Source organism: Marinibactrum halimedae (assembly GCF_021234875.1).
GTDB classification, from domain to species: Bacteria; Pseudomonadota; Gammaproteobacteria; order Pseudomonadales; family Cellvibrionaceae; genus Marinibactrum; species Marinibactrum halimedae.
The window spans coordinates 197558-221969 of record NZ_JAJQVM010000003.1; the positions used below are offsets into that span (position 1 = coordinate 197558).

At 41.4% G+C, this 24412-nt stretch carries 19 protein-coding genes; 6 read left to right on the top strand and 13 right to left on the bottom strand.

Annotated elements, in window-relative coordinates; all coding sequences use genetic code 11:
* Positions 1-14: 14 nt before the first annotated feature.
* The 5 genes from LU351_RS03160 to pspA form a co-directional block, all read right to left on the bottom strand.
* Positions 15-302, bottom strand: coding sequence for a hypothetical protein (locus LU351_RS03160; protein WP_232592547.1), 288 nt, complete (start codon positions 300-302; stop codon positions 15-17).
* A 106-nt stretch (positions 303-408) separates the two neighbouring features.
* Positions 409-861, bottom strand: coding sequence for an NINE protein (locus LU351_RS03165; RefSeq protein WP_284285473.1), 453 nt, complete (start codon positions 859-861; stop codon positions 409-411).
* 134 nt (positions 862-995) lie between these two features.
* Positions 996-1484: a PspC domain-containing protein gene (locus LU351_RS03170; RefSeq protein ID WP_232592548.1), complete on the bottom strand. Its 489-nt coding sequence runs from the start codon at positions 1482-1484 to the stop codon at positions 996-998.
* Between the two features lie 23 nt (positions 1485-1507).
* The gene (pspB, locus tag LU351_RS03175; protein WP_232592549.1) at positions 1508-1822 is read right to left on the bottom strand and encodes an envelope stress response membrane protein PspB; all 315 of its coding nucleotides are present in this window, start codon (positions 1820-1822) and stop codon (positions 1508-1510) included.
* 74 nt (positions 1823-1896) lie between these two features.
* Entirely contained in the window at positions 1897-2574 is a 678-nt protein-coding gene (gene pspA, locus LU351_RS03180) for a phage shock protein PspA (protein WP_232592550.1), read from the bottom strand.
* A 251-nt stretch (positions 2575-2825) separates the two neighbouring features.
* Between pspA and pspF the strand changes: the two genes are divergently transcribed.
* Positions 2826-4007, top strand: coding sequence for a phage shock protein operon transcriptional activator (gene pspF / locus LU351_RS03185; protein WP_232592551.1), 1182 nt, complete (start codon positions 2826-2828; stop codon positions 4005-4007).
* A 78-nt stretch (positions 4008-4085) separates the two neighbouring features.
* Here the strand turns inward: pspF and LU351_RS03190 are convergent, their stop codons facing one another.
* Positions 4086-4973, bottom strand: coding sequence for a fructosamine kinase family protein (locus LU351_RS03190; RefSeq protein ID WP_232592552.1), 888 nt, complete (start codon positions 4971-4973; stop codon positions 4086-4088).
* A 617-nt stretch (positions 4974-5590) separates the two neighbouring features.
* Between LU351_RS03190 and LU351_RS03195 the strand changes: the two genes are divergently transcribed.
* On the top strand, positions 5591-6349 hold the full coding sequence (locus LU351_RS03195; RefSeq protein ID WP_232592553.1) for a ParA family protein: 759 nt from the start codon (positions 5591-5593) through the stop codon (positions 6347-6349).
* 429 nt (positions 6350-6778) lie between these two features.
* Positions 6779-9169, top strand: a complete 2391-nt coding sequence (locus LU351_RS03200) for a response regulator (RefSeq protein ID WP_232592554.1) — start codon at positions 6779-6781, stop codon at positions 9167-9169.
* Between the two features lie 6 nt (positions 9170-9175).
* On the opposite strand, the gene LU351_RS03205 is transcribed toward LU351_RS03200, so the two are convergent.
* The 3 genes from LU351_RS03205 to LU351_RS03215 all read right to left on the bottom strand — a co-directional run bounded on the left by LU351_RS03205 (position 9176) and on the right by LU351_RS03215 (position 13803).
* Complete coding sequence (locus LU351_RS03205; protein WP_232592555.1) at positions 9176-12337, bottom strand: ATP-binding protein; 3162 nt, start codon at positions 12335-12337, stop codon at positions 9176-9178.
* Between the two features lie 495 nt (positions 12338-12832).
* On the bottom strand, positions 12833-13360 hold the full coding sequence (gene fldB / locus LU351_RS03210) for a flavodoxin FldB (protein WP_232592556.1): 528 nt from the start codon (positions 13358-13360) through the stop codon (positions 12833-12835).
* A complete protein-coding gene (locus tag LU351_RS03215) occupies positions 13357-13803 on the bottom strand; it encodes a flavodoxin domain-containing protein (RefSeq protein WP_232592557.1) in 447 nt (148 codons plus the stop codon). Before LU351_RS03215 ends, fldB begins: the two co-directional genes overlap by 4 nt.
* A gap of 271 nt (positions 13804-14074) precedes the next feature.
* Here LU351_RS03215 and LU351_RS03220 point away from each other — a divergent pair, with 271 nt between their 5' ends.
* A complete protein-coding gene (locus LU351_RS03220) occupies positions 14075-14539 on the top strand; it encodes a tRNA (cytidine(34)-2'-O)-methyltransferase (protein ID WP_232592618.1) in 465 nt (154 codons plus the stop codon).
* Positions 14540-14636: 97 nt separating this feature from the next.
* On the opposite strand, the gene LU351_RS03225 is transcribed toward LU351_RS03220, so the two are convergent.
* Positions 14637-16397 carry a sensor domain-containing diguanylate cyclase gene (locus LU351_RS03225; RefSeq protein WP_232592558.1) on the bottom strand — a complete coding sequence of 587 codons (1761 nt, stop codon included), beginning with the start codon at positions 16395-16397 and terminating at the stop codon, positions 14637-14639.
* A gap of 518 nt (positions 16398-16915) precedes the next feature.
* Positions 16916-17815 carry a hydrogen peroxide-inducible genes activator gene (locus LU351_RS03230; protein ID WP_232592559.1) on the bottom strand — a complete coding sequence of 300 codons (900 nt, stop codon included), beginning with the start codon at positions 17813-17815 and terminating at the stop codon, positions 16916-16918.
* Between the two features lie 258 nt (positions 17816-18073).
* Between LU351_RS03230 and ahpC the strand changes: the two genes are divergently transcribed.
* Positions 18074-18637, top strand: coding sequence for an alkyl hydroperoxide reductase subunit C (gene ahpC / locus LU351_RS03235; RefSeq protein WP_232592560.1), 564 nt, complete (start codon positions 18074-18076; stop codon positions 18635-18637).
* Positions 18638-18853: 216 nt separating this feature from the next.
* On the top strand, positions 18854-20497 hold the full coding sequence (gene ahpF, locus LU351_RS03240; protein ID WP_232592561.1) for an alkyl hydroperoxide reductase subunit F: 1644 nt from the start codon (positions 18854-18856) through the stop codon (positions 20495-20497).
* A gap of 165 nt (positions 20498-20662) precedes the next feature.
* Here the strand turns inward: ahpF and LU351_RS03245 are convergent, their stop codons facing one another.
* Both LU351_RS03245 and LU351_RS03250 read right to left on the bottom strand, forming a co-directional pair.
* Positions 20663-22297: a putative bifunctional diguanylate cyclase/phosphodiesterase gene (locus LU351_RS03245; protein ID WP_232592562.1), complete on the bottom strand. Its 1635-nt coding sequence runs from the start codon at positions 22295-22297 to the stop codon at positions 20663-20665.
* A 400-nt stretch (positions 22298-22697) separates the two neighbouring features.
* Positions 22698-24386: a methyl-accepting chemotaxis protein gene (locus LU351_RS03250; RefSeq protein ID WP_232592563.1), complete on the bottom strand. Its 1689-nt coding sequence runs from the start codon at positions 24384-24386 to the stop codon at positions 22698-22700.
* Positions 24387-24412: the final 26 nt, after the last annotated feature.

Consider the following 24412-nt stretch of genomic DNA (forward strand, 5'->3'; position numbering starts at 1 on the left):
TTTTAAATAAACAATTAAAATGCTCGAATGCTGAACCCTTGTAGCGATAAGGTTATATTGGGGTAACTGTCTCTTGGGGGTGATAATTGACGAACAGGCTTATCTTTTTTTACTGCCTCTCGTGTTGGTTTAGGTGGCTGATTCACTGAGCTATGATTAGTACTTGTGTGAAGACGGCTCTGTGTAAAATGTCCACTGTCTCGGGAATACATTCCGCTCATTACCGCAGTTAAAGTGCTTGTAATAATTGCCGTCAGCATTAGGCCAATCATGGTTGTGGTGATACGTTGTGATTTTGACATATCCAAAACCTCCCTAATTAGGTAAAGGGGGGCTTCCCCCTTTTTTGTTGATGTGTATTATTGTGGTTTAGCCAATTGTCTTATTATTTGGTACACAAAACCTGATTTATCGGCGGTAATGATTATCTTCATAATTCAAATCATCAATTTGATCGTTCAGCGTCCATAGGTCGTACAAATACCCAATTCCGAACAGACCAAAGGTGAATAGGTAAAGAATGCCTGTTAACCATTTGCCCATGTACATACGATGGATCCCAAAGACACCTAGAAATACAAGCAGGATCCATGTCAACGAATAATTAATGTTTCCCGGTTCGTAGCGGCGGTCCGCTTGTCGATCCATGCTGGGTATTAAAAATAAATCGATAATCCAGCCAATACCTAGTAAACCCAAGGTGAAGAACCAAAGAGTCCCAGTGACGGGTTTGCCAAAGTAAAAGCGGTGACAGCCCATAAATCCGAACAGCCAGGCGACGTACCCTACAACGACAGAGTGTGTATTATGAGACCTCTGCTCTCGCCTTTGGTATGTTGGTGTTGCGTAACGACTTTCGATAGATGGATCCTGATAATTGCCGTAGGTATCCTTATGCATGTGGTTAACTCCCTAAGTTAAAAAATTTTAATAAAAAAATTTAAGTATTATTCCTGTTTATAGAAATTGTTGATTCCCAAGTTACGCTAAGTTTTTTACAATTTCGAAAATTCTTTGTTTAGTTGATATTGGCGCGATGTCACATAGGTTTCGATGTCCGCCAAGCGGTCTTGAGCGTTTTGCATACGCTCTTGCAATGTTTTCAAACGATTTCCCGTGCTCTCGCTGTAACGAAACATTCTTCTTGGTCGATAACTTCGGTACTCTTCATCGTATTCCATTGAGCATTCCTTATCGCCTTTATAACGTGGGGCGATTGCGAACCATGCTCCGATGTAGGCAAAAAAGATCAGTGGGCCAATAAATAACACCCCGGCAATAGTGGCAATTCGAACAACCCAATGAGCAATATCCAGATTTTCTGCAATGCCTGCGCACACTCCGGCAATTTTAGAGTTTTCTGTATTTCGGTAGAGATTCATGTCCCAACCATTACGTTTCTTCTCCGCAAAGGTTTTGTAATGGTGCATGGAGCGATGACTCATTGAGTGGCGATAATAGGCCTTTTTGGTTCTCCGTCTCATATATTTTCTCCGTAGTATTGGTTTCACACATGTCGTGATGACTGATGTTGTGCATGGCTAGTGCGACGATAGCCATGAGTATTTTTTTCTGGCCGCTGAGTATGGGGGGTATTGTGTTTTTCTCTCCATTCAGGGTGGTCGTGATCTAAAATCGACTCCAGTGTTTCAATGCGGTCAACCATTTGATCAAAACTTGCGAGAATATCTTCCAACTGTTCTAATTCCTCTTTATTTAAGTGCCTTGAAGATGTCCGTAAACTTCGGTAATGCATCGTTATCCACAGCGGGGCGACGATTACGATAAATAAAATCGTTGGTACAAATAGAAATTCGAGCATTGTCGTTAGCCTTTAAGGTTTTGCAGAATATGGCAGCTACCATGCTGCCAGTGCATTGATGGACTGCCAACCTTTTATGATTGTTTTTCCGCATTCATTTCGGCTTTTAAGCGGTTGAGTTCGGCATTGATGTTTTCATCTTCTTTTAATGCGGCGATTTCATCGGCAAGCTGTGTTTTATTGTCTCGTCCCATATCCATGGCTTCTATTTGTCCTTCAATGTTATCCATGCGTCGTTCGAAGCGCTCAAATTTTGTGAAGGCTTCATTCAAAGTATCGCGATTGACTTGATGTTTCACTTTCATGCGTGACTCAATGGTTTGGCTACGCATGATGATGGCCTTTTGCTTGGCTTTGGCATCGGTCAGTTTTTGTTGCAGCTGATCGACTTCATCGTGTAAGTGGGCAATGTGCTCATCAAGAGCGGACAGCTCTTTTTCAACCGCCATCACCTCTTCACCAATGGCGTTCTTTTCCATAATGGCGGCCTTGGCCAAGTCTTCTCGGTTTTTGCTGAGAGCGAGTTTGGCTTTTTCTTCCCAGCCTGCCATTTCTTCTTGTAAGCGCTCTATACGGCGTGTGGCTGTTTTGCGATCGGCCAATACGCGAGCTGAGGTACTTCTGACTTCTACAAGTGTGTCTTCCATTTCTTGAATAATAAGACGAATCATCTTTTCCGGGTCCTCAGCGCGATCAAGCAGCGAGTTGAGGTTGGAATTGATGATGTCGGTCATGCGAGAAAATATACCCATTGCATCGTTCCTTTTTGGTCTGTGTTTCACCGTTTGTTGCCGTGAAGATATTTTCACGACACTATTCCTATCAATACATAAAGTGTGCCAGTTTTTTAAGTCATTGATTTTATTGAAAAAATTATAATATTTAGATTGCGCAGGTGCTATTTGATCTTTTTTTAGGTAAATTTAACTATATTTTTAGTTTTATTTACCACGTTTGGTCTTTTTAACTTTTCTAAATATAAATGAGTGTGAATTGAAGAGCCATGTCAAAACAGCATGAAGAGATGTTGGGGAATTCATTGTTAATGAACCAGGCGTTAGCTCATCTTTCCCGAGCCGCGCCAATTGACCGACCCGTGCTGATATTGGGTGAACGCGGTACCGGTAAAGAATTGGCTGCTGAGCGTTTGCATTTTCTCTCCAATCGGTGGGGAGGGCCGTTGGTGAAAGTCAATTGTGCCGCATTGAGTGATGAGTTGCTTGAGTCGGAATTGTTTGGCCATGAACCAGGGGCTTTCACGGGGGCCACACGAGTTCACCAGGGGCGTTTCGAGCGTGCGAATGGTGGGACGCTGTTTTTGGATGAATTGGGGACGATGTCTGGCCGAGTACAAGAAAAGCTATTACGTTTGATTGAGTACGGTGAGTTTGAACGCCTAGGCGGGCAGAAAGTACTTTCTGTGGACGTGAGGGTAGTGGCAGCCACTAATGCGGATTTGAAAGCGCAAGCAAAGAAAGGACGCTTTCGAGAGGATTTATTGGATCGATTGAGTTTTGATGTGGTTCATTTACCCCCCTTGCGCTTGCGGAGTGAGGATGTTGTGGATTTAGCACAACATTTTGCGCTAAAAATGTGTCGTGAGTTGGGTTGGGATTACTTTCCTGGGTTCAGCGACATGGCCCAAACGCAGTTGCGTCATTACGATTGGCCGGGCAATGTACGTGAATTGAAAAATGTGATTGAGCGTTCCCTCTATCGGGCGGAAACCCCCTTAGAACCGATTGAGACGATTATTTTAGATCCTTTTTTATCTCCATTTGAATCGATACTGCAACGTGATGCGGTGGATGATAGACCAAATGATTCGGTACCGAATTCGGTGGAGAAAAATGATTGTGAAAAAAATGGAGAGGAGTTTGATTTAAGAGGAAAGCCGGAGGCAAGTGAAGTAATACCACTGACAGAAATACGAAAAAACAATACGTTGAGTGGTTTAATCGAAGCGTCATTGGGTGGTGTTATTTCGGCGCAACAACTGCAAAGCTATTTATCTGGGAATTCTCTCAATGAAGCGGTGGATGTATCAGAACGTTTATTGGTTAAGCGAGCGTTAGAACTTAGTCAAAATCACCAAGGGCGTGCGGCTGAGCTCTTGGGGTTAACCTACCACCAGCTACGGGGGCAGCTCAGAAAACATGCTAAGTTTTTCCAGACACTCTCTTAAAAATACTCTTAAAAAAACTCTTAAAAATAGCGAACTTACTAACGAGTTCGCTATATAAGGGGATTATAAATGCCGAGCTTACAGATAGCGTGGTAATGCACGCTTTTGAGTGTAGGGCGTTAAAGAGGCCATCACTTGTGGGTAGTAACTGATACCAAATAAATTTAAATGATTTAACAGGTGGTAAATATTGTAAATGGCAACACGTTCTTCCCAGTCTGGTTCTAGAGGGTTGATTTCATTGTAGGCGTCATAGAATGCTTCATCAAAACCACCAAATAGCTTGGTCATGGCGATATCGGCTTCCGCCCATCCGTAGTAACAAGCTGGGTCGATTAAAACGGGAGCGCCTTTTTCGTCAAAAAGTACGTTGCCAGACCACAAATCACCATGGAGTAAGCAAGGAGGTTGTTCTGGAATGAGGTAGGGTAGCTGATCACAAAGGTAATCGATGGACTCCCCTTCTTGAGGGCTGAGTAAGCCGTTATCAATGGCCAGCTTCTTTTGGTAGTGCAATCGGCATTCAGCGTAGAAGGTATAGCCATCTTTGTGCTGAGTATTAACTTGTACTGTGCTACCACAAAAGTTATTGCAACTGAACCCAAATCCTGGAACGGGTAGTTTATGTAACTCGGCCAAGGCCCGCCCAAGGCGTTGCCAAGAGAGCCTGTCTGGTTGGCCTCTTTGAATAAACTCCAACACGAGAAATTCTTCGCCAATGGCCACCACTTCCGGGATTCTCAATGGGTTTTCAATACGCTCCTGAGCATTTCTTAAAGCCCGTAGGCCTGTTGCTTCGCTGCTGAGTAGGTTGTCATATTCGGTAAGCTCGCTGGGTCGTTCTTTCACACAAAGGAAGGAATCGTCATCGAGTGTGACACGAAATGTCTTACAAATATCACCACCTTGAAGGGCAATAGCGCTTTTCATCGTGCCCAGCCCTTCTTGCTCTAGCCAATCTGCCATTACCTTGAACATAATCTCTTTACTGTCTTTTGACTTGCCGTTGCGCTGACTTTTATGGAACTTTAAAAGGGGCGCTTATTTTTCTAGTTTGTATTGTGGTTTTGATAAGCGTCTTTATTTTAAACGTTTGCTTAACTCTTGTGTTTGTATCATTTACGGTTAAAGCTACTCCCCCAATGAAATAAATAAAAATGACATAATTGATGACACTTTACACCCTTTATCGCCTGTTTGAAGAGCCGGGGCAAGTGTCTAATTTTCAAGCTGTTACGTGTGTCAAATTTGTAGACTGATTGAAGTAAATAACAGAGCAGTTATCAGGTGATCTTTGTTGGCTTTAATGATGATTATGGCGACACATTGCTGTTCTAAAAACTCTCTCGCTATACTTGGCATATATGATACGGTTTTACGGTCTATTGGCGGATAAATTCTATGTGATTTGCGGTATTTGTAGGTTAAAAATTTCTTTAAGCCCCATTTGTCTGAATATGCGCTGATTGACAGACTGTTACCCTTCTGAGGTTAATGAAGGAGTGAACTACATTGATCGGGGCCAAACCGAGCAAGAAATGTGATAGTTTGAGTATAAAAGTAAGGCTGTTGAGGAGGAATGTTTGAAAGTTATTGCTTGTTATAGCATGAAAGGGGGCGTCGGAAAGACGGCTACGTCAGTAAATATTGCATACTGGGCCGCCAGAACAGGAAATCGAACCTTATTGATTGACTTAGACCCACAAGGCGCCTCTTCGTTTTATTTTAAAGTGTCTTCGGTAAGGAAAAACTGGAGTAAGCGCTTTTTTGATGCTTACGAACATTTAGTGGGTCAGATCAAAGCCACTGAATTTATGAATTTGGATATTATTCCGGCGCAGATTAATTTTCGAAAATTCGATGTTATGCTTTCTCAATTGGCGCGCCGTAAAACGCGCCTAAAAAAAGTCTTATCTGGATTGGATAAAGAATACGATTTTATCGTGCTCGATTGCCCACCTTCTATTGGGCATTTGGCTGAAGCGATTTTTGAAGCCTCTCACGCCATTTTTGTCCCTGTGATTCCATCAACCTTATCGGAAAGAACTTTCGAACAACTCCATGATTTTTTTACCCAGAATGGGTATGCCTCTAAACGTATAGTGCCTTTCTTTTCCATGGTGCAGCGGCAGAAAAATATGCACAGAAATACGATGGAACGACTGCGCCGCCAGTATAAGCGTTTTTTAAAAGTTTCTATTCCATTTTCGACAGATGTTGAGAAAATGGGAGAGTTTAGAGGTCCTTTGGATACGTTTGCAAAATCTCGCCCAGCCAATAAAGCTTACTATGCTTTATGGAAAGAAATGGTTCCGATTATTCGACGCGCTCGATACGATTAATGAGGTTTATATCATCAATTAATAAATTTGATGGAATAAAAAATTGTTTAAATGATGATATGAGTAGCGCCATGGCCTTTGGCGATATAAATGGTAGTGATGTCTGTTTTTTGCCTCATAATCATTGCATGGTGATTTACTATTTGTTTCATGGTAATGGTGTTTGAAAATTAGTCGTATTTTAATTCTTTTTTAGTTTTAGTGTTGCCATGTTCTGAGGTTAAGGGTGTGTTGTGCTTAAAGTTTTTGGGGTTAAGGGAGTTATGTTTTACATTCCATTTTTTTAACGATTGGATTTGTGCTTTAAAAAGTTTGCATCAAGAAAGTTGTACATCAAGAAAGTTGAACTTCAAGAAATGAGACGGTAGGTGTTGTTATCGAAAATTAAAGTTTAAGCTTTGTAGAGCCCTACTGGTTAAGGAGGACAAAGTGTTGAATGAAAAGCAAGCCAGTAAAAAAGTGGTTCGTGGTTTTCGGTGGCGCTATTGTCTGGCGCTACTGATGATTGCTTTGTTATCGTCTTTCAGTTTTTCTTTGATTTATCGTGTATTGGAGTTGCAATTAAGTGATGGCGCCACCATTAATATGGCTGGTCGTCAAAGAATGCTGTCACAGCGTATTGCTTTTTTGTCTCAAATTTATCTAGAGGCTAGTCCTGAGTTTACGGTTTCTCATTCGACATCAGAGTCATTGCAAGAAGCGGCGGAAGAGCTTTTTCATTCTCACCAGATATTAACTCAATTATCTATCAGGCCATTGTCCAAAACATTAGAGAGGCTTTATTTTGAGGGTGGAGAACAATCTGTTGATCATCGTGTCCGATATTATGTGGATAATGTTCAACTTTTGTTGAGTGTTAATTCTTTTAGCGGATTATCAAATGTCAACTTGCTTGTATTTGAGAGAGAGTTTGTTGATGGATTGCTTGAGGATCTCAATAATATTGTCAATCAATATGAGGAAGAGGCTTATTCACGATCTCAAGATTTGTTGTATATGGAGTGGGGAATTTGGCTATTCACTTTAATGGCATTATTGACGGAAGCCATTATTATTTTTCGGCCTATGGAATTTGCACTTAAATCTTCTTTTCGAGAATTATTTCGGCAGAAAGATAATGCGCTTATGCTGAAGTTTGAAGCTGAGAGCGCCACACTGGCAAAGAGTCAGTTTCTGGCCAATATAAGTCATGAAATACGCACACCAATGAATGGATTATTGGGTATGCTGAATATTATGTTGGCAAAGCCGCTTCCAGAGGATCAAAAGCAGAGGGCGGAAATTGCTCGAGACAGTGCTGAATCACTAATGGGCTTAATCAGTGATGTGCTTGACTTTACGGATATGGAGTCCAATGCGCTTTCAATTGAATCCAACCCATTTAGTGTGCATAGTTTGATCTCTGCTGTTGTTGAAGCGAATGTAAAAAAGGCAGAAGAAAAAGGGCTTGAGTTTATAGTTGATACTGCTGAGCTAGACGAAAAAGTCCTGCTAGGAGATCTTTTTCGCCTTCAGCAAATTTTAGATCACCTTATTGATAATGCGATCAAATTTACTAAAAAGGGGCATGTAATCGTCACCTTGACGGTAGATGATTCATCATTCGGACAGCCCAAATTAATTGGAGTTGTCCGTGACAGCGGTATTGGTATTCACTCCTCTAAGCAAAATATTCTCTTTAATGTTTTTACCCAGATCGATGATTCTCATTCGAGGGAGTACGGAGGCGCAGGATTGGGGCTGGCCATTGTAAAGCGTTTATGTTATGCAATGGAGGGCGAGATATCTGTTTCCAGCGAGGTCGGCAAAGGAAGTACTTTTTCTTTCACGATCCCAGTGCAGCTATCGAGAGAGCATTCAGAACCTTTGCCTGTTCAAGATATAGAAACATTAACCGTGTTAGTTGTCGATAGTAATCAATACCATAGGGAGGTCATTTGTCGACAATTGGAGCACTGGGGAGTTACCGTTCAAACCTCAAGCGATGGCCAAAGTGCTTTGGATGTTTGTTTGAATTTAGTGGGCGAATCTCAGAGCATCCCTTTTGATGTGGTAATTATTAATGAAAATTTGCCAGGCATTAGCGGTGTTGAGCTTGGCAGTATCTTTATGACAGATGTGAAACTTAACCGTATGAAGAGCATTCTTATGGTTGGTGCTACGTCGACACTGGAAAATAAATATATCCGTTTAAATGGCTTTTTTGCTTATTTTGAAAAGCCTGCTACTTCATATCGACTTTTTTCTGCTCTATATTCGGTGGTCAGTCCTGAGTTGCAGTGGGGGACGGATGCTTTTTCCGTGCTGTCTCGCCATGTTTATCTTCTGCAAGCTCATTCTGATTCAATTGCCAAAGAAATGGCCGAAAAACCGGTTGTGTTGGTTGTAGAAGATAATCAACTGAATCAAGAAATAATTTGTCAGTATTTACACTCGCTGGAGTGTTATACAGAGGTTGCCAGTAGTGGTAAGGAAGCTTTAGAGAAAATCAGTCGCCGTATGGCTGACCCTTACACATTTATTTTAATGGATTATCAAATGCCAGTATTGGATGGGCTTGAGGCGGCAGAGTATATTCGACAAGGTATGGCAGGCGATTATGCGAAAGGGACACCTATTGTTATCATGGTTTCTTCCGCAATGAAAGGAAAGCGAGGTACATTTATTGATGCGGGCATAGACGATGTAATAACAAAGCCTGTCAATAAACACTCTTTATCTAAGATTGTAGCTCGATGGAAGGGGGGGGATCCTCACTTTGACCTACTACAAGAATCACAAGTTGTGAGTGACAAAGAATATTCAAACAGTCAAGAATAATGCTCGTTACCGTTTTTGAAAATAGGTATCGAAAATACCCCACAGTTTTTCTTTTTGAATGGGCTTCGATAGATAATCATTCATCCCTGCTTTGAGTGCTTGTCTTTTGTACTCTTCAAGTACGTGTGCACTTAAAGCGATAATAACCAACTTTTTTTTGTTTTCTTCTTCTCTGATTATTTTTGCTGCGGTATAGCCATCCATGATGGGCATTTCACAATCCATAAAAATTAAATCAAATACATCCGGGTTTTCTCGAATTTTGGTGACAGCCTCTTCTCCATTATTGACGATAACAGGTTTGATGAATACTTTCCGCAATAGGCCTGTAATGACCTTTTGGTTGACGCTGTTGTCCTCTGCTACCAAGACATGCAATTGAGAAAAGTCAGTGGTACCTGCCTCACTGTGGTTGGTTTTTGCAGGGGTTATTGAAGTGGTTGGAATGGAACTTATTTTCTCGAACGTAATAGAGAAGTAAAAACAAGCGCCCCCATGAGTGTTGTTTTTTACGCCAATTTCACCTCCCATGGCGTGAATAAGAAACTGGCAAATAGAGAGCCCCAAGCCTGTACCTCCAAAATGTTTAACAGTGCTGGGGTCGGCTTGGGCAAAGGGGTTAAAGATCTTTTCTCGATTTTCTTCGGCAATCCCAATGCCTGTGTCATTAATTTCAAAATTTAATTGGCCTTCATACTTTGAGTCAACTGAAATAGAAACTTCGCCTTTTTGAGTAAATTTAAACGCATTCCCTATAATATTATTGAGGATTTGTCGAATTCGATAGCTGTCAGCACATATCCATTCTGGACAATCTTTTGAGATTGTTACGGTTAGCTCAATACCAGTGGTTAACGATTTGGCTTCGAATATTTTAAGGCTTTCTTTTATGAAGTTATTTAGATGAAAAGGTGCTTTCTCCAGTTCATATTTTCCAGATTCTAGTTTTGAATAATCAAGAATATCATTAACTATAGTAAGGAGAAGGTTGGATGAGGAGCGTATAGTGCTAAGATATTCTGTTTGCTCTTGATTAAGTGATGTCTCGTTAAGAATGTCTGACATTCCTATAATGCCATTGAGTGGTGTTCGTAGCTCATGGCTCATTGTTGCAAGAAATTCACTTTTCATGTCTTTTTCTTTTTCTGCTTTTTCGGCTCGCTTAAAGGTCTCAAATTGATCTTGAATTAAGCGAGCTCGCTCTTTGTAATAGTTGATTTTTTTATGAATTTCTTGCGGAGTTAAGTTGATCTCATAAAGCAATTCAGAGTACGCGCTTTCCAGTATTTTTTTCTCGTTTTCACTAAAAAAATTTGATTTTTTAATAGATTGGTGTGCTTCGGCTGCTCCAATGTGACCTGATAGAACTCGTTCTATTTCTGACTTTATGCGAACTAAATCGAAAATAGTCATTTTTGCTTTGTTGTTGGCTTCGTGTACAGAGAAACAATGGTTGACATGTTTTTGAGCGAGGGTGGAATCAAAGTAGTGCTCAAAGATATCAGTTGCCAGTAATTTTTTCTCATGAGTATCAATGTTGTTTTTGCTATCTTTAGATTCTAACTTGATGCTTTCAAGCTGTGTAAAAAAGAGTTGAGTTGTCCAGCTCTCGTTGTCGCTTTGCCTAGAAAATATAGAGGCGATAATATAAAAAGTAATGTTAAAAAATAGGCTCCAGAATACTGTGTGAGCCGTATTTCCGCCTACTTGTAGACCAAATAACGCTTCGGGATTTAGAAAGCCACTTGCCCACCCTGCTTCTAGGTAAGTCAGGGATATGACATCACTTTTTTCGAGTGCTGGTAACATCATGCAGTACAACCAAATGAAAAGCCCGGCAGATAAGCCCGCTATAGCGCCTTTTGATGAACCTTTCTTCCAAAATAGCCCACCTATTGCCAAGGGAGCGAACTGTAATACGATAACGAAAGCAAACAGCCCAACTTGAGATAACATGAACGATTCAGATAAAACCGACACAAACACGTAGGCCGCTAATATCAATACGGCAACGATTGACCTACGAATAGCCACAATGTATCGCTTTAAGTGAACAAGTTGTGGGTAGGTATCAATGATTGGTAGTGCAATGTGATTGGTCATCATATTGGATGTGGTTAATGATGCTACCACTATCATCCCCATGGCGGCGGAAAAGCCTCCGATAAAAATGATTGTTCCAAAGAAGTGGCTATTGTCGGCGGCCATTGGGATTTGCATTAATAATGTATCAGCTTGAGAGGGTGCATAACCTAATAGTATACCGGCCATTGCGATAGGAATGACGAAAAAATTAATGGCGATTTGATAGAAAGGAAATAGCCATTTTGCTGTTTCTATTTGCTCTTCACTTTCATTTTCAACAATTAAAATGTGGAACATATGAGGAAGAAAAAAGACGGCCGACATCGAAAGCACCATTAGAGCTACCCAATCCGGAAGGTGAGGGGGTTGCATTAGTGCTTTTAGTTCGGGTTGTGATAATGAGGCTGTTTCAAATTGTGTAAAAATGTCGCCCAAGCCATCAAAAAGAAAATAGACAATAAAGACGGAGGCGATCAAGAAAGTGAGTAGTTTAAATATGTTTTGAAAGGCTAAAGCACATAATATGCCTGGTTGTTTTTTTGTGATGTCTGAGTCTTTTACTCCAAACAATATGGTGAAAATGATAATGGAGATTATGAAAAAGAAGTCAATAAAGTAGCTTTGCGATAGTGAGTTGCCGACGCTTTGTGTGTTGCTGATAGTGGTCAGGGAGTTGAGTATGGATCGTATTTGAAGCCCAATATAAGGCAGTATGGCTAAGGCACAAACAATGGAAATGTAAGCGGCGATGATTCTTGAGCATCCATAGCGAGCTGAAATGAAATCGGCAATATTGGTAATGTAATAATTCTTTTTGCACGCTAAGATTCGTTTGGCAATAAATCCTCCAAATAGCAAGGCAAAGCCGCTGCCAATATGAATGGTTAAAAAACTGTAGCCGGATGTGGCAGCCCAACCAATGCTCCCAAAAAAAGTCCATGATGTGCAGTAAATAGGTAGTAATAGAGAATAAAGGTATTTGTTTGTACTGAGTTTTTTGCATTTTTTGGATGCGAAAGCAATATAGAAAAGAAAGGCCATGTAGGCTGCGCATACTAAAACTAGCAGAAGAATACTTTCCATGAGAGGCAGTTATCCCTTTGTGCGCTTTTCTATGCTATGGATAATAAAGTCAATGAAAGGAAATAGGAACCAGCTGGCAAATAAATAGTAAAACGTAGTTGCATACCCGATGGTAAGATCTGCAATAACAGGCCAGCTAACCATGCAAAATGCAAAAATGCACAAAATGCATTGTGCTTCTGGGGTGTGATAAGATTTAATAAAAGACTTCATTTATTATTACTTTTTTATTTGTATGCTTATCATTTAGTATAGGTGATAGATACTGTTGTTGGCTCATTTTGTTTTCTTTTACGACGTTTTTTAACACTTTTTCTTTAAGCTATAAGTTCAGGCGGTGTAAATTGACGGAAGGGGTTTGAAAGGGTGGTGGTTGCAAGTAAGATCAAAAAAGACCAATAAAGCGATCAATGAACAGGGAAGTAGCTATAAAGAGGTGTGTTGGTGTTAAAAGGGTATATTGGTATTAAGGAGTTTAGTTTGCCTGTAGCTAAACTACAGGCCAAACTCTTGTCGTATTTGCTTACACCAAATTTCAATTCTTTCTTGTGACTGGTCAAATTCGTTTTCGTCATCCAGCGCCAGTCCAACAAATTGAGATTGATCGGGGGTCAACGCTTTAGAGGCTTCAAATTCATAACCCTCGACACTCCAGTAACCCACTGGAATGGCGCCCAGTGCGACTACTTTGGCATGCAGGTATCCCATTGCATCTAAAAACCATTCAGGGTAGCCGACTTGATCGCCAAGCCCGTATAAGGCGACTTTCTTGCCTTTAAAGTAGTCGGGTTCAAACTCACCCCATATTTCTTCCCAGTCTTCTTGTAATTCGCCGTAATCCCATGTGGGTATGCCCAAGATGAGATAAGGGTATGACAAGGTGGTGGATAAAGGCTCGTCAGCAATATTAAAGATATCGACTAATTCCGATCCAATAGTATCCCGAATTTTTTCTCCGGCCATTTCTGTGTAACAAGTAGAGCTACCATAGAATAGCCCGATGGGTTTGGTGTGTGCGGTCATAGGTTTTTTATCCACTCTTCTGCCCAGGTGAGCGCTTGTTGTTGAGGGCTTTCTCCTATTGAGGCATCCAGTGTAAGAATGTCCCCAAGGCGGGTGGCTCCGATGTCGGTAAACGCTTCGTCTAGGCTGATACCGGCTTGACCGAAGGTGGGGTAGGCACTGTCTCCTAGGTTGATGATGCTGTATGACCGACCAGCAATGCGTGGGTAATCATTTTTCAAATGAAGGTAAAGGGGCTGGAGTGACGGTGGAATATCACCGGCTCCGGTATTGGAGGTGCAAATAAGTAATATCTCGTTTTCATTTTCAAGGTCTGAGGCTTGAAAAGCAGAGCTTTGCATTATTGTCTGATGGCCCTCATCAGAGAGAAATTTATTGAGTGCAATGGCGACACCCTGGGCTGTCCCCATTACTGTGCCATAGAAAATACGAATGGTTGCCATAGATAAAACCCGTTACTGCGTCTCGATGTTATCTTGAAACCACCGACACTCATAAAGCAGATAACGTTCGTCGGTGATAGAATACAAAGGCGTTATGGTAATGCCTTCTAAAGCAGTGAGCAAAACCTAATGCAATCAGTTTATCCATTGAGCTTTAGAGTAATAAATAGGCAGTCTCTTTGGCTGCCTATTGTGTGAAAGGGCAGCATTTTTTGATTAATGAATAATCAATATGCAGTCACAGAAATCGATTAATGGTGTATTTGAAGTCATGTTTCATATTGCTTTGCATGAGCCTCGTATTGCTCCCAATACAGGTAATATTATTCGACTGGCGGCCAATAATGGTTGTCATTTACATTTGATTGAGCCATTAGGGTTTGATTTTGAAGAAAAAAAATTACGTAGGGCAGGGCTTGATTATCATGACCTCTCACGAGTGACACGCTATAGCGATTACTCTGCCTTTAAAGAAGCAATGGGAGAGCGCCGCATTCTTGCGTTGACGACAAAAGGAAGTCGGCCCCATGATCAATTACATTATCAACCTGATGATGTTTTATTATTTGGTTCAGAAACGTCGGGTTTGCCTGATGATATTCGCAACAGTTTTCCACCTGAGCACCGCTTACGCATTCCCATGTGTGAGAATAATCGAAGTTTAAACCTATCCAATGCCGTCGCCATTGTGAGCTATGAAGCGTGGCGCCAGCAAGGGTTTAAAGGTGCGCTATAAAGCAAGCCTTTCCGATCTATTCTCCATTTTATAATAAGCGGTTATTGTGCAATGGGTGATATTGGAAATGACGTATAAATAATAAAGTGATCAACACTTATTGAGAGAGTTGTATAACCGGTGCAGGTTTGTGGGTATTCACCGCTAGTCTGGGCGCTTTGCAAATGCGGTTGCGCCCTTTGTCTTTGGCTTGATATAAAGCCGTATCAGCCGCCTGAACAATTTCATCTAATTTGCATTGTTGTCCATAGGCAACAGAGGCTACGCCGACAGAAATGGTGAGGGGGATGGGGGTACCGTTATGGCTGAATTGAGTGATTTCAACTGTTTTGCGTATTTTTTCGGCAACAAAAGCGGCGTTCTCCAAGTTGGTAGAAGGCAGAATCAGCGCAAATTCTTCTCCTCCGTATCGGCAAATACTGTCAATGTTTCTGCCAATGACGGATCGTAAACAATCGCTAACCATTTGGAGTGCTTGATCACCCACCGTATGGCCCCAGTTATCGTTGATGCGTTTGAAGTGGTCGATGTCTGCCAGGAGCAGGCTCATATCCGAAAGATTGCGCTTCACTCGATTTAATTCTTGTTCCAAGGCTAAGTCAAAATGATAGCGATTACGCAGCCCTGTTAACTTATCGGTGACAGAAACGCGTGCCAGCTTTTCATTGGCAGTGGTTAATTCTTCCAAGGCACGAGTAAGTTCACCGGTGCGCTCAGACACTTGATGTTCCAAATTGCTGTTTTGTGCGGCTAAATCCTGATACGCCTTTTTAAGGTGTTTTCGAAGTGTATTGAGCCGGTCTGCCAGAGCCAGAGACAAAAGCAGCATTTCCAAGCATGAACCGAAAATCATTGAGTGTTCAGTTAAGAAATTAATGGGTAGCCAGCCCAATTGTTTACTGAGGTAGATCATGCTGCCGATGACGGCCGCAATCCACGCTAAAAGATAATAGCGGGCGTCTGAAAACCCTTGTCGATATCGTTGTGCCCCCATGACGATGACAATAATGGAAAATGCCATTGTTGTTACCGCCAACGGTTTTATGACTTGAGAGTATGAAAAAACAAAGGTGGCGGCGATGATACTGACGCTAAAAGCGATCATGAGGTTAATGATTTTTTGCATCATTCGATCTTCATTGAGTTGCAAGAACGATTTTGCAAACAGCATTAAAAAGAAAAGGGCAAAAGCACCTGAGCAGGCAATTGCGTAATTATTGACCCCTGGATATTGAGGCCAAATGAATTGATAGCCGATGCCTCGAAGACCTAACTGCAAAACAATAAAAGAAGCCACAAATAAGACGTAGTACAGGTATGCCGCTCTACCTACCGAACAGTATAAAAAGAAGTTGTAAATGATCATGCTGATCATCAGTCCAAACAGTACGCCATTTAGGGTAGATTGATAGGATTTCTGTTGGTAGTAGTCTGTTTGTGTTGAAAATTCAACGGGTATTTGTACAGAGCTGCTGGATTTGGCTCGAAGGTAAATCGAAGAAATATCTCCCATATTAGTGATGGGAAAAATAAAATGGGTATCAAAAATGGGTCGTTGATTAAAGGGTTGGCGGTCGCCTGTTATGTACGTGTTGATGATTTGTTGGTCGTGATTAATATAAAAAACCGAGAGCTCATCCAACAGTGGGTACAATATTTGTAATAATAAGGTTTCTTGTATTTCGGGGGTGTTGTCAATTTTAATTTTGACCCAAACTGGATGTGATTTCCATCCAAAAGACAGGCCTTGTTCTCCGGGCTCTTGGAATAGGTTTTCTTGGTTATGCAAAATGTCTTTAATCGATAGAGTGTTGCCTGATGCGTAAGAATTTTCTTCAAAAAAACTCAGCGAATACATGATGGGTGAATTTGATGCTGATGTTGATAAAGAATAAAAAACCGTCAGTACGAATAGTATAAAAAAAGGTTTAATTAGAAGGAAAGGGATGATAGTAAAAGGAATAATTTTTTTCCTTCTTAGTGTTTTTGGGTACAAATAGAGTTGTGCAAAAAAGCAATAACCTAACTGATGTAACCTCGGTTTAGTGAGGAGGCAGGCGATGGTATCTTGTTTTTTATCGATGGACTGATGCATAGAGTTAGATTGCCATGCTTTTCCATGTTTAGGGCAGTGGAGTATTAATCCCAATGTTATTTGCAAAAAAATGTTAATTTCAGTTTAGAATACATTTGGTATTGATTTCTAGTTTTTAGCTATAGCGATGCCTAATAACCATGGCCTTTATATTCTAATTGAAGATAAGTTTGTCGCTTTGATATTGTGTATCTTTATAGAATTCAGTCATTGAGAGTCGTGCTATTGAGAGTCGCGCTATTCAGAGCCGGTTGTTCAAAATAAATACTTCCAAAATACCCTTAAGCTATGAGTTCGACCAGTTGTGAGCTTAACAATTTTTTTAACCGCTCGATGTTTTCCAAAGCGGGATAGTTAGGGCGTACTGCAAATGCAATACGGCGATGGGGGCCGGGTTCGTTCAGTGGTATAGCTCTGAGCCTTGGGTGATGGTTAACCAATTGTTGTAGACCCATTTCAGGTATGAGAGTGGTGCCAAGTCCTCCTGCCACCAATTCAACCAGAGTGTTAAGGCTACTCCCTCCAATGCTGAACGGGGTGTTGATATTGACTTCGCACACCGCCAAGGCGTGATCTTTCAGGCAGTGCCCATCTTTTAGCAGCATTAAGTTCGAGAGCCGAATATCTTCACTTTTTACACTGGCTAATTGTGATAGTTCATTTTCAATAGAGGTGACTAAATAGAAATTTTCTTCCCAAAATTCAAATGTTAATAGCCCTTCACAGTCGTAGGGAAGTGCCAAGATGGCTGTGTCTAATTGCCCAGACAAGACCTTCGCCACTAAATGATGAGATTGGTCTTCATCCACTTGCAGAGCCAAACGAGGGTAGTGTTCTGCGAGTGCCGGCAGCATCAACGGCAAGAGATAGGGGGCTATGGTGGGTATGATACCTACGGAGAAGCTGCCTGAAAGTGGTGCTTTAATGGTGTCGGCTAAGCCTGTAAGGTCATTCATTTGCATCATGATGTCATCGGCCATCAACAGCATTTGTTGGCCTAATGTCGTCACAAGGACTTTTTTGTTATCTCGTTCAAAAACCTTAAAGCCCAATTGCGCCTCTAAATCATTGATGGCGGTGCTGAGTGTGGATTGTGAAATGGCACAGGCATCCGCTGCTTTCTTGAAATGTAAAAACTCTTTCACAGCCAGTGCGTACTTTAGATGTTTTAAGGAGATCATGGTTGGGCTCTTCTGGTCACAGGATGATCAAGTTCTAGTCATTGGAAAAACTGAACATCACAATTGGTTTTATTCAATTTACTAGAACACTGATACAGCCTACCATACAATCATTGTTAGCAAAGACACGAAACAGTGGTTGCCTTTATTTTACTCAAGCCGTTTTGCTAAGAGCAGGCTTAAATGTAGGCAGAGATTGTTTCTTTATAAAACGCGTGTTTAACACGCCTAAAAAAACCAACGAATGGAGCATTTGTAATGGCTTTAATCAACACAAAAATTAAACCTTTTAACGCCACAGCTTTTAAACAGGGTGAATTCGTTGAAGTAAGTGACAAAGATTTAGAAGGCAAGTGGTCTGTGTTCTTCTTCTACCCAGCTGACTTCACGTTTGTTTGTCCAACCGAATTGGGTGACTTGGCTGATCACTATGATGCTTTCCAATCTATGGGGGTCGAAATTTACTCAGTGTCTACCGATACTCACTTCACCCACAAGGCTTGGCACGACTCTTCTGACACCATTGGTAAAATTCAATACACCATGATTGGCGATCCAACCGGTGAAATTACTCGCAATTTTGAAGTGATGCGTGAAGGTCAAGGCCTTGCTGATCGCGGTACGTTCGTTGTTGACCCAGAGGGCGTGATTCAAGCCATGGAAATCACTGCTGAAGGTATTGGTCGTGATGCTGAAGACTTGTTGCGTAAAGTGAAGGCCGCTCAGTATGTTGCCTCTCACCCAGGTGAAGTTTGTCCAGCCAAATGGAAAGAAGGTGAAGCAACCTTGGCGCCTTCTTTGGATCTTGTTGGAAAGATCTAATTTGTTGGCAAATTATGAATGTTGGACGATGTTCAACACAAAGCGCTCGGTAACGAGCGCTTCTCAACCGCAGATACCACAGGCAGCGGCGCCACTGTCTACCGGTAACCGAATATTTCTAGCCCTCTATCCAAGGTAAATAAAAGAGTGTTTTTAACAGCATTCTAAGTAACCAGTTTGATTTGAATAGAGCTTACGTTTTTATTGGAGAATATTGTGATTACCCCAGAGATTTTAACCGCGTTAAAAGGCTATGCAGAACACCTTAAGAAAAACGTGACGCTAGTTTTACAAACCGGAGACCATACTAAGCGCGCAGAACTTGTGGAATTCCTGCAAAAAGTGGCAACTGTTTCCGACAAATTGACATTCGAAGAGAGAGATAGTGTCTCTTTACAAGAAAACCAAGCAGCAGTACCACTAAGAAGTGCAGTGTCTTTTACACTGGAAGTACAAGAAGGAGAGGCGGCGATTCCCACCGGCGTTGTTTTTTCCGGCATACCGGGTGGGCATGAATTTAATTCTTTTGTCTTGGCGGTTTTGCATGCCGGCGGCCATGAAATAAAATTGGACGACAGCGTTATTCAATTGGTGCAAGGTATTTCAACACCATTAAAATTTGAAACCTTTATCAGCTTAAGCTGTCACAACTGCCCAGATGTCGTTCAAGCACTGAATCAATTTGCGTTACTCAACCCGCAAGTGAGTAATGAAATGATTGATGGGGGGCTATACCCGGAGTTGATCGAAGAGCGTGATATTCAAGGGGTGCCCAGTGTTTATCTTAATGGTGAATTATTTGCTAATGGTAAAGTGGAAGTGGCAGAGCTTGTAGACAAGCTAATTGAACGCTTCCCTCCACAAGCTAGCACATCGCAAACAAATCAATTACCCGTACAAGATGTCACGGTGATTGGTGGCGGGCCAGCCGGTGTGAGTGCGGCTATTTATAGTGCCCGTAAAGGTTTAAACGTAACGCTCGTGGCCGATCGTTTAGGCGGGCAAGTAAAAGATACCATGGGTATTGAAAATCTTATTTCTGTATCTAAAACCACGGGCCCTGAGTTGGTGGGGGCGTTGCAAAACCACATGCAAGATTATGACATCACCACCAAAGAGCATGTGCGTGTGGTTGAGGTCAATGCCCAAAACGGCTTAAAAGAAGTTACTCTAAGCACGGGTGAGGTGATTCAAACCAAAGCGCTCATTGTGGCCACAGGCGCTCGGTGGAGAGAGCTCGGCATTCCGGGTGAAAAAGAAAATATCGGTAATGGTGTGGCTTACTGTCCCCATTGTGATGGGCCTTTTTTCAAAGGCAAAGATGTTGCGGTTATTGGTGGTGGTAATTCTGGTGTTGAAGCGGCGTTAGATCTGGCAGGCATTGTAAAATCGGTCAAACTGTATGAGTTCATGCCTGAACTGAAAGCAGATCAAGTGCTTATTGATAAAGCAAAAGCCACTGCGAATATTGAGATTTACACTAATGCCGCAACTCAAGCAATCGAAGCGACAAGTGGTAAGGTGAGTGCTTTGTCTTACCAAGATCGTAATAGCGGTGAGATAAAATCCCACTCTTTAGAGGGGGTGTTTGTCCAAATTGGGTTGGTGCCTAATAGCCAGTTTATTAAAGATGTGGTTGAAGTTTCGCCCTATGGTGAAATTGTTATTGATGAAAAATGTCGTACTTCAATACCTGGTGTGTTTGCCTGTGGTGATGTGACGACGGTGCCCTACAAGCAAATTGTCATCTCTATGGGAGAAGGTGCCAAAGCTTCTTTATCCGCTTTTGAATATTTGTTGACAGAGTTTGATGCGGAGGTTAACGATACGAAAGAGACTGCCGAGCTGGAATTGGTCTAACGTATAGGTTTTCTCTTCGGATAAAAAATGAGTTGTAAAAGACGTTCTATAAAGGACGTTCTATAAAAGAGGCATCAGAAAATGAAGAGAGAGGCCGTTTTGCTTCTTCCTTCATTTTTAAACCTCAATTGTTATCCATTAAATTTTCAAGCAGAAAATGAATCATTAGTGCAGTCGTTTTGTTTTGGTCAGTTCAATTACATTTCTGCTTTTTGGCATGTCTTTTAAAATAATGTTTTTGAATTTAGAGGGGGAGAATAGCAAAGCTTCATTTGATTTTAATGGTTTGCTGAAATGGTGGCCTTGAAAGACATAGCACCCGAGCGCTTGTAAAATCTCTACTTGCTGTTGAGACTCAACGCCTTCTACAATGGTATCCAATTCAAGATAGTAAGCTAACCCTACTATTGCTTTCACAATACTTTTTTGTTTCTCATCGCTCTGGATTTCTGTGATAAAACTTCGATCAATTTTTAGCTTATGAAAAGGAAGGTCTTTTAGGCGTGCCAAGGATGAATGGCCCACACCAAAATCATCAATGGCAATAGTGATGCCTAAATCATTTAATTCTTTGAGTTTGGTGTACACAGTTTTAAAATCAGAAATTAACGCGGTTTCGGTAATTTCCAGTTCTAGTTTTTTCGCTGAAAACTGATATTCATCTAATGTTTTTTTGATATAGGGTATCAGGTCGTGTTGATTAAACTCTACTGCGGAAATATTCACTGATAAACGTGTGTCATCAGGAAGCCATGATTGTGTTTGCTCTATGGCTTTTTTTAATACCCAGCGATCAATATGACGAATAATACCCATGTCTTCTGCAATAGAAATAAAGTCATTAGGGCTGATGTCTTGACCTGAATGGTGCCATCGAACCAAAACTTCGTAAGCTTGAATGCGTTGTCGATGTAGATCAATTTGAGGTTGAAAAACCAAGTACAGTTCTTGGTCGAAATTCGCTTGCCGTAAATATTCTTCAATTTCTCGCCGAAAGCGTAATGCCTGCCCTAGCTCTTCAGTATAGAGTTGGAACCCTCCCTTGCCTGAGCTTTTGACGTGATACATAGCCGTATCAGCGGCTTGCACCAAGTGACTTGCTATGTGTCCGTGGTCTGGGTATAAAGCTACGCCCACACTATAGTTGACCATTAATCTCTTTTCTGAAACGGTGATCGGCATTTTTTGGCTATTGATAATATCGTTTAGTACATCGTTGAGATGATCTTTTTTTTGAGACAGGTCTAAGATGCACAAAAACTCATCGCCACCAATTCGGCAAAGTAAATCTTTGGAATGTAATAGAGTATTTATTGTTTTACTTACACTTAAAATTAATTTATCTCCAGTGGCATGGCCGTGAGTGTCATTAATGACTTTGAAATTATCTAAATCAATAAACATGACGGCCAGTTTCGAATTTTGATTGCTGGCTTTTAACAGTGTGTGTGATAAGTATTCAAATGCCATAATGCGGTTAGGTAGGTGAGTAATGGGGTCGTAGTACGCTTGCATGGCAATGGTATTGTTCAGTGATTTAATATCTTGCACTCGGCGTATGGAATAAATGATAGCGCCTATGCCTAACCAAAAAATAAGTAAAATGATTTCATCCAGTTCCCAGCTTTCATGATTGCGCGATAAAGTGTATAAATTTTCGGCTACGTCCAGTTCGAGTAAAATACTCACTGCTGTGCCGAGAAGAGCAATGCCAAATCCAATCCAAAAATCCAGTTTTGCAGATTTTTTTTGTGTACGAAAAGCCTGCATTTTGGGTAACAGGTGATTGTGCTTTTCCATTGGGCTGCTCTAAGGGTTGCTCTATGGGTAAGTAAGGCCGTTCTTTTATTTTAATCTATGATGGGATTATTCTAGAGCTGGTTAAAAGAGAGATGGCTATGGCAGATTATTCATTAATCTGTTTTTATGGTGAGGTAATAGGTGCAGTTGTTTTATCAGTGTTAAATGCTTCGGGAAAAAAGTTTAAGTAAAACAATTGGTTGTTTTGGGTGTGCTGATTTTTAAGCGGCGCTTTTGTAAAGCTTAGGTATCCATTTGTTGAGCTTATAAATGAATACCTGTAAAAATGATAATTGCTTTGTTTCTTTTAATTAAAAATGGCTATCATAAATAGCGTTTATCTTAGTTTAAGATAGCCTCTTACTTTTAAATAATCTAGAGTTAGGCGTCAATCCTTCCATTAAAGTTTAAATTGACCGACGATATCCTCCAATTCTTTTGTTTTGCTTCTTAAAACCTCGGCAGCATGGTTGTTTTGAAGGGCGATGTCATTCAAGCCTGCGGTTTGTTCTGAAATCTCTACGATACGTTTACTGATATCACTACCCACTAAACTCTGCTCTTCACTGGCGGTGGCAATTTGAGAGGTCATATCGGTGATAACACCAAGGGATGAGGCAATCTCATTTAATGCAGAAGAGGTTTCTGTGACGCTTTCTTCGGCTGCGCTACTGCGTTTAATGCTTTGTTCCATCACTTGCACTGCAGAGCGAGAACCGGTTTGCAGCTTGCTAATCATTTGTTGAATTTCTTCGGTACTGCCTTGTGTTTTACTGGCTAGATTGCGAACTTCATCGGCAACGACCGCAAACCCTCGCCCCTGTTCACCCGCTCGAGCAGCTTCAATGGCGGCATTAAGGGCAAGTAAATTGGTTTGTTCAGCAATACTTTCGATGACTTGCAAAATGGCACCGATGTTTTCTACATCGTCCCCTACTTCTTTCACAACATCACTGGCTTTACTCATCTCTTTCACCAGCTGTTCCATTTCATCACTACTGCGCTGAACTTTTTCTAAGGCATGTTTACCATTATCGTCAGCACCTCGGGTTGCATTGGCGGCGTTTTCAGCATTGTTTGACACCTCATGGGATGAGGCCGACATCTCGGTTGTGGCAGACGCCACTAGGTCAATTTCGGTGTGCTGTTGAACACTGACATCTTTAATACGATCAGCACGCTCTGCCAAAGCATCGGTTTCAGTTTTTACATCACTCGCCACCTGGTAAACCCGTTTCATCGTTTGCTGTAACGATTCCAATAGGCCATTAAGGTTGTTTGCCAGTTCGCCTGTTTCGAATTTATCTTGTACCGGAACTCGTTGAGTGAGGTCTCCGTTCCCTCTACTGAGTTTGGCTATGGAGTTGGAGACGGTACAAAGTGGAGTAAGGATAGAATTGACGACAGTAATACTAATAAAAACCATGATGATAATAAGCACTCCAGAGGTGATGCTGATGGAGGTGACTAGGTTATTGCGTGCCTCTAGAATATACCTTTCAAAGACTTTAATTTCTTCATCAATGCGATCAATATAAATACCGGTGCCGATCATGAGATCCCATTTTTCAAGATAAATAGCATAGGAGAGTTTCTCGGCAGGCACGGTTTCTCCCAGCCTTGGGAAGTGATAGGTAATAAATTCGTCTCCGCTTCCAAGGCGGTTGTTTTTACTGGCTTTGACGAGGTCATTAATCAAATAGACACCATTGGCATCTTTAAAATCTCTGTAGCTTTCTCCTATGTTGGTACTGCTTGAACCACTGAAGATGCGGATTGAGTCGCTATCATAGCCAAATAGGTAGCCATCAGGACCAAATTCCATATTCTTCATGATTTGCACTGCTTCAAAGCGACTTCCCCCTTTCTCATACAAGGGTTTTACGGTGCGATAGGCCATGTCGACAATGTTTTTGAGTTCTTGCTTTTTAGCCTCCACCAGCATTTCTTCAGCAGATTGAACCTCAGTGGTCATAAGATTATTGATTTGTTGGATGGCCACCATCAGTAAAATCAGTGCAGTCACAACAAGAGGAGCGATAGAGATAAAAAATAATCTATGGCGAATGGAAAGTTTTTTCAAAAACATTGTTTGGCCTCAGTCAAGTCCTTGTT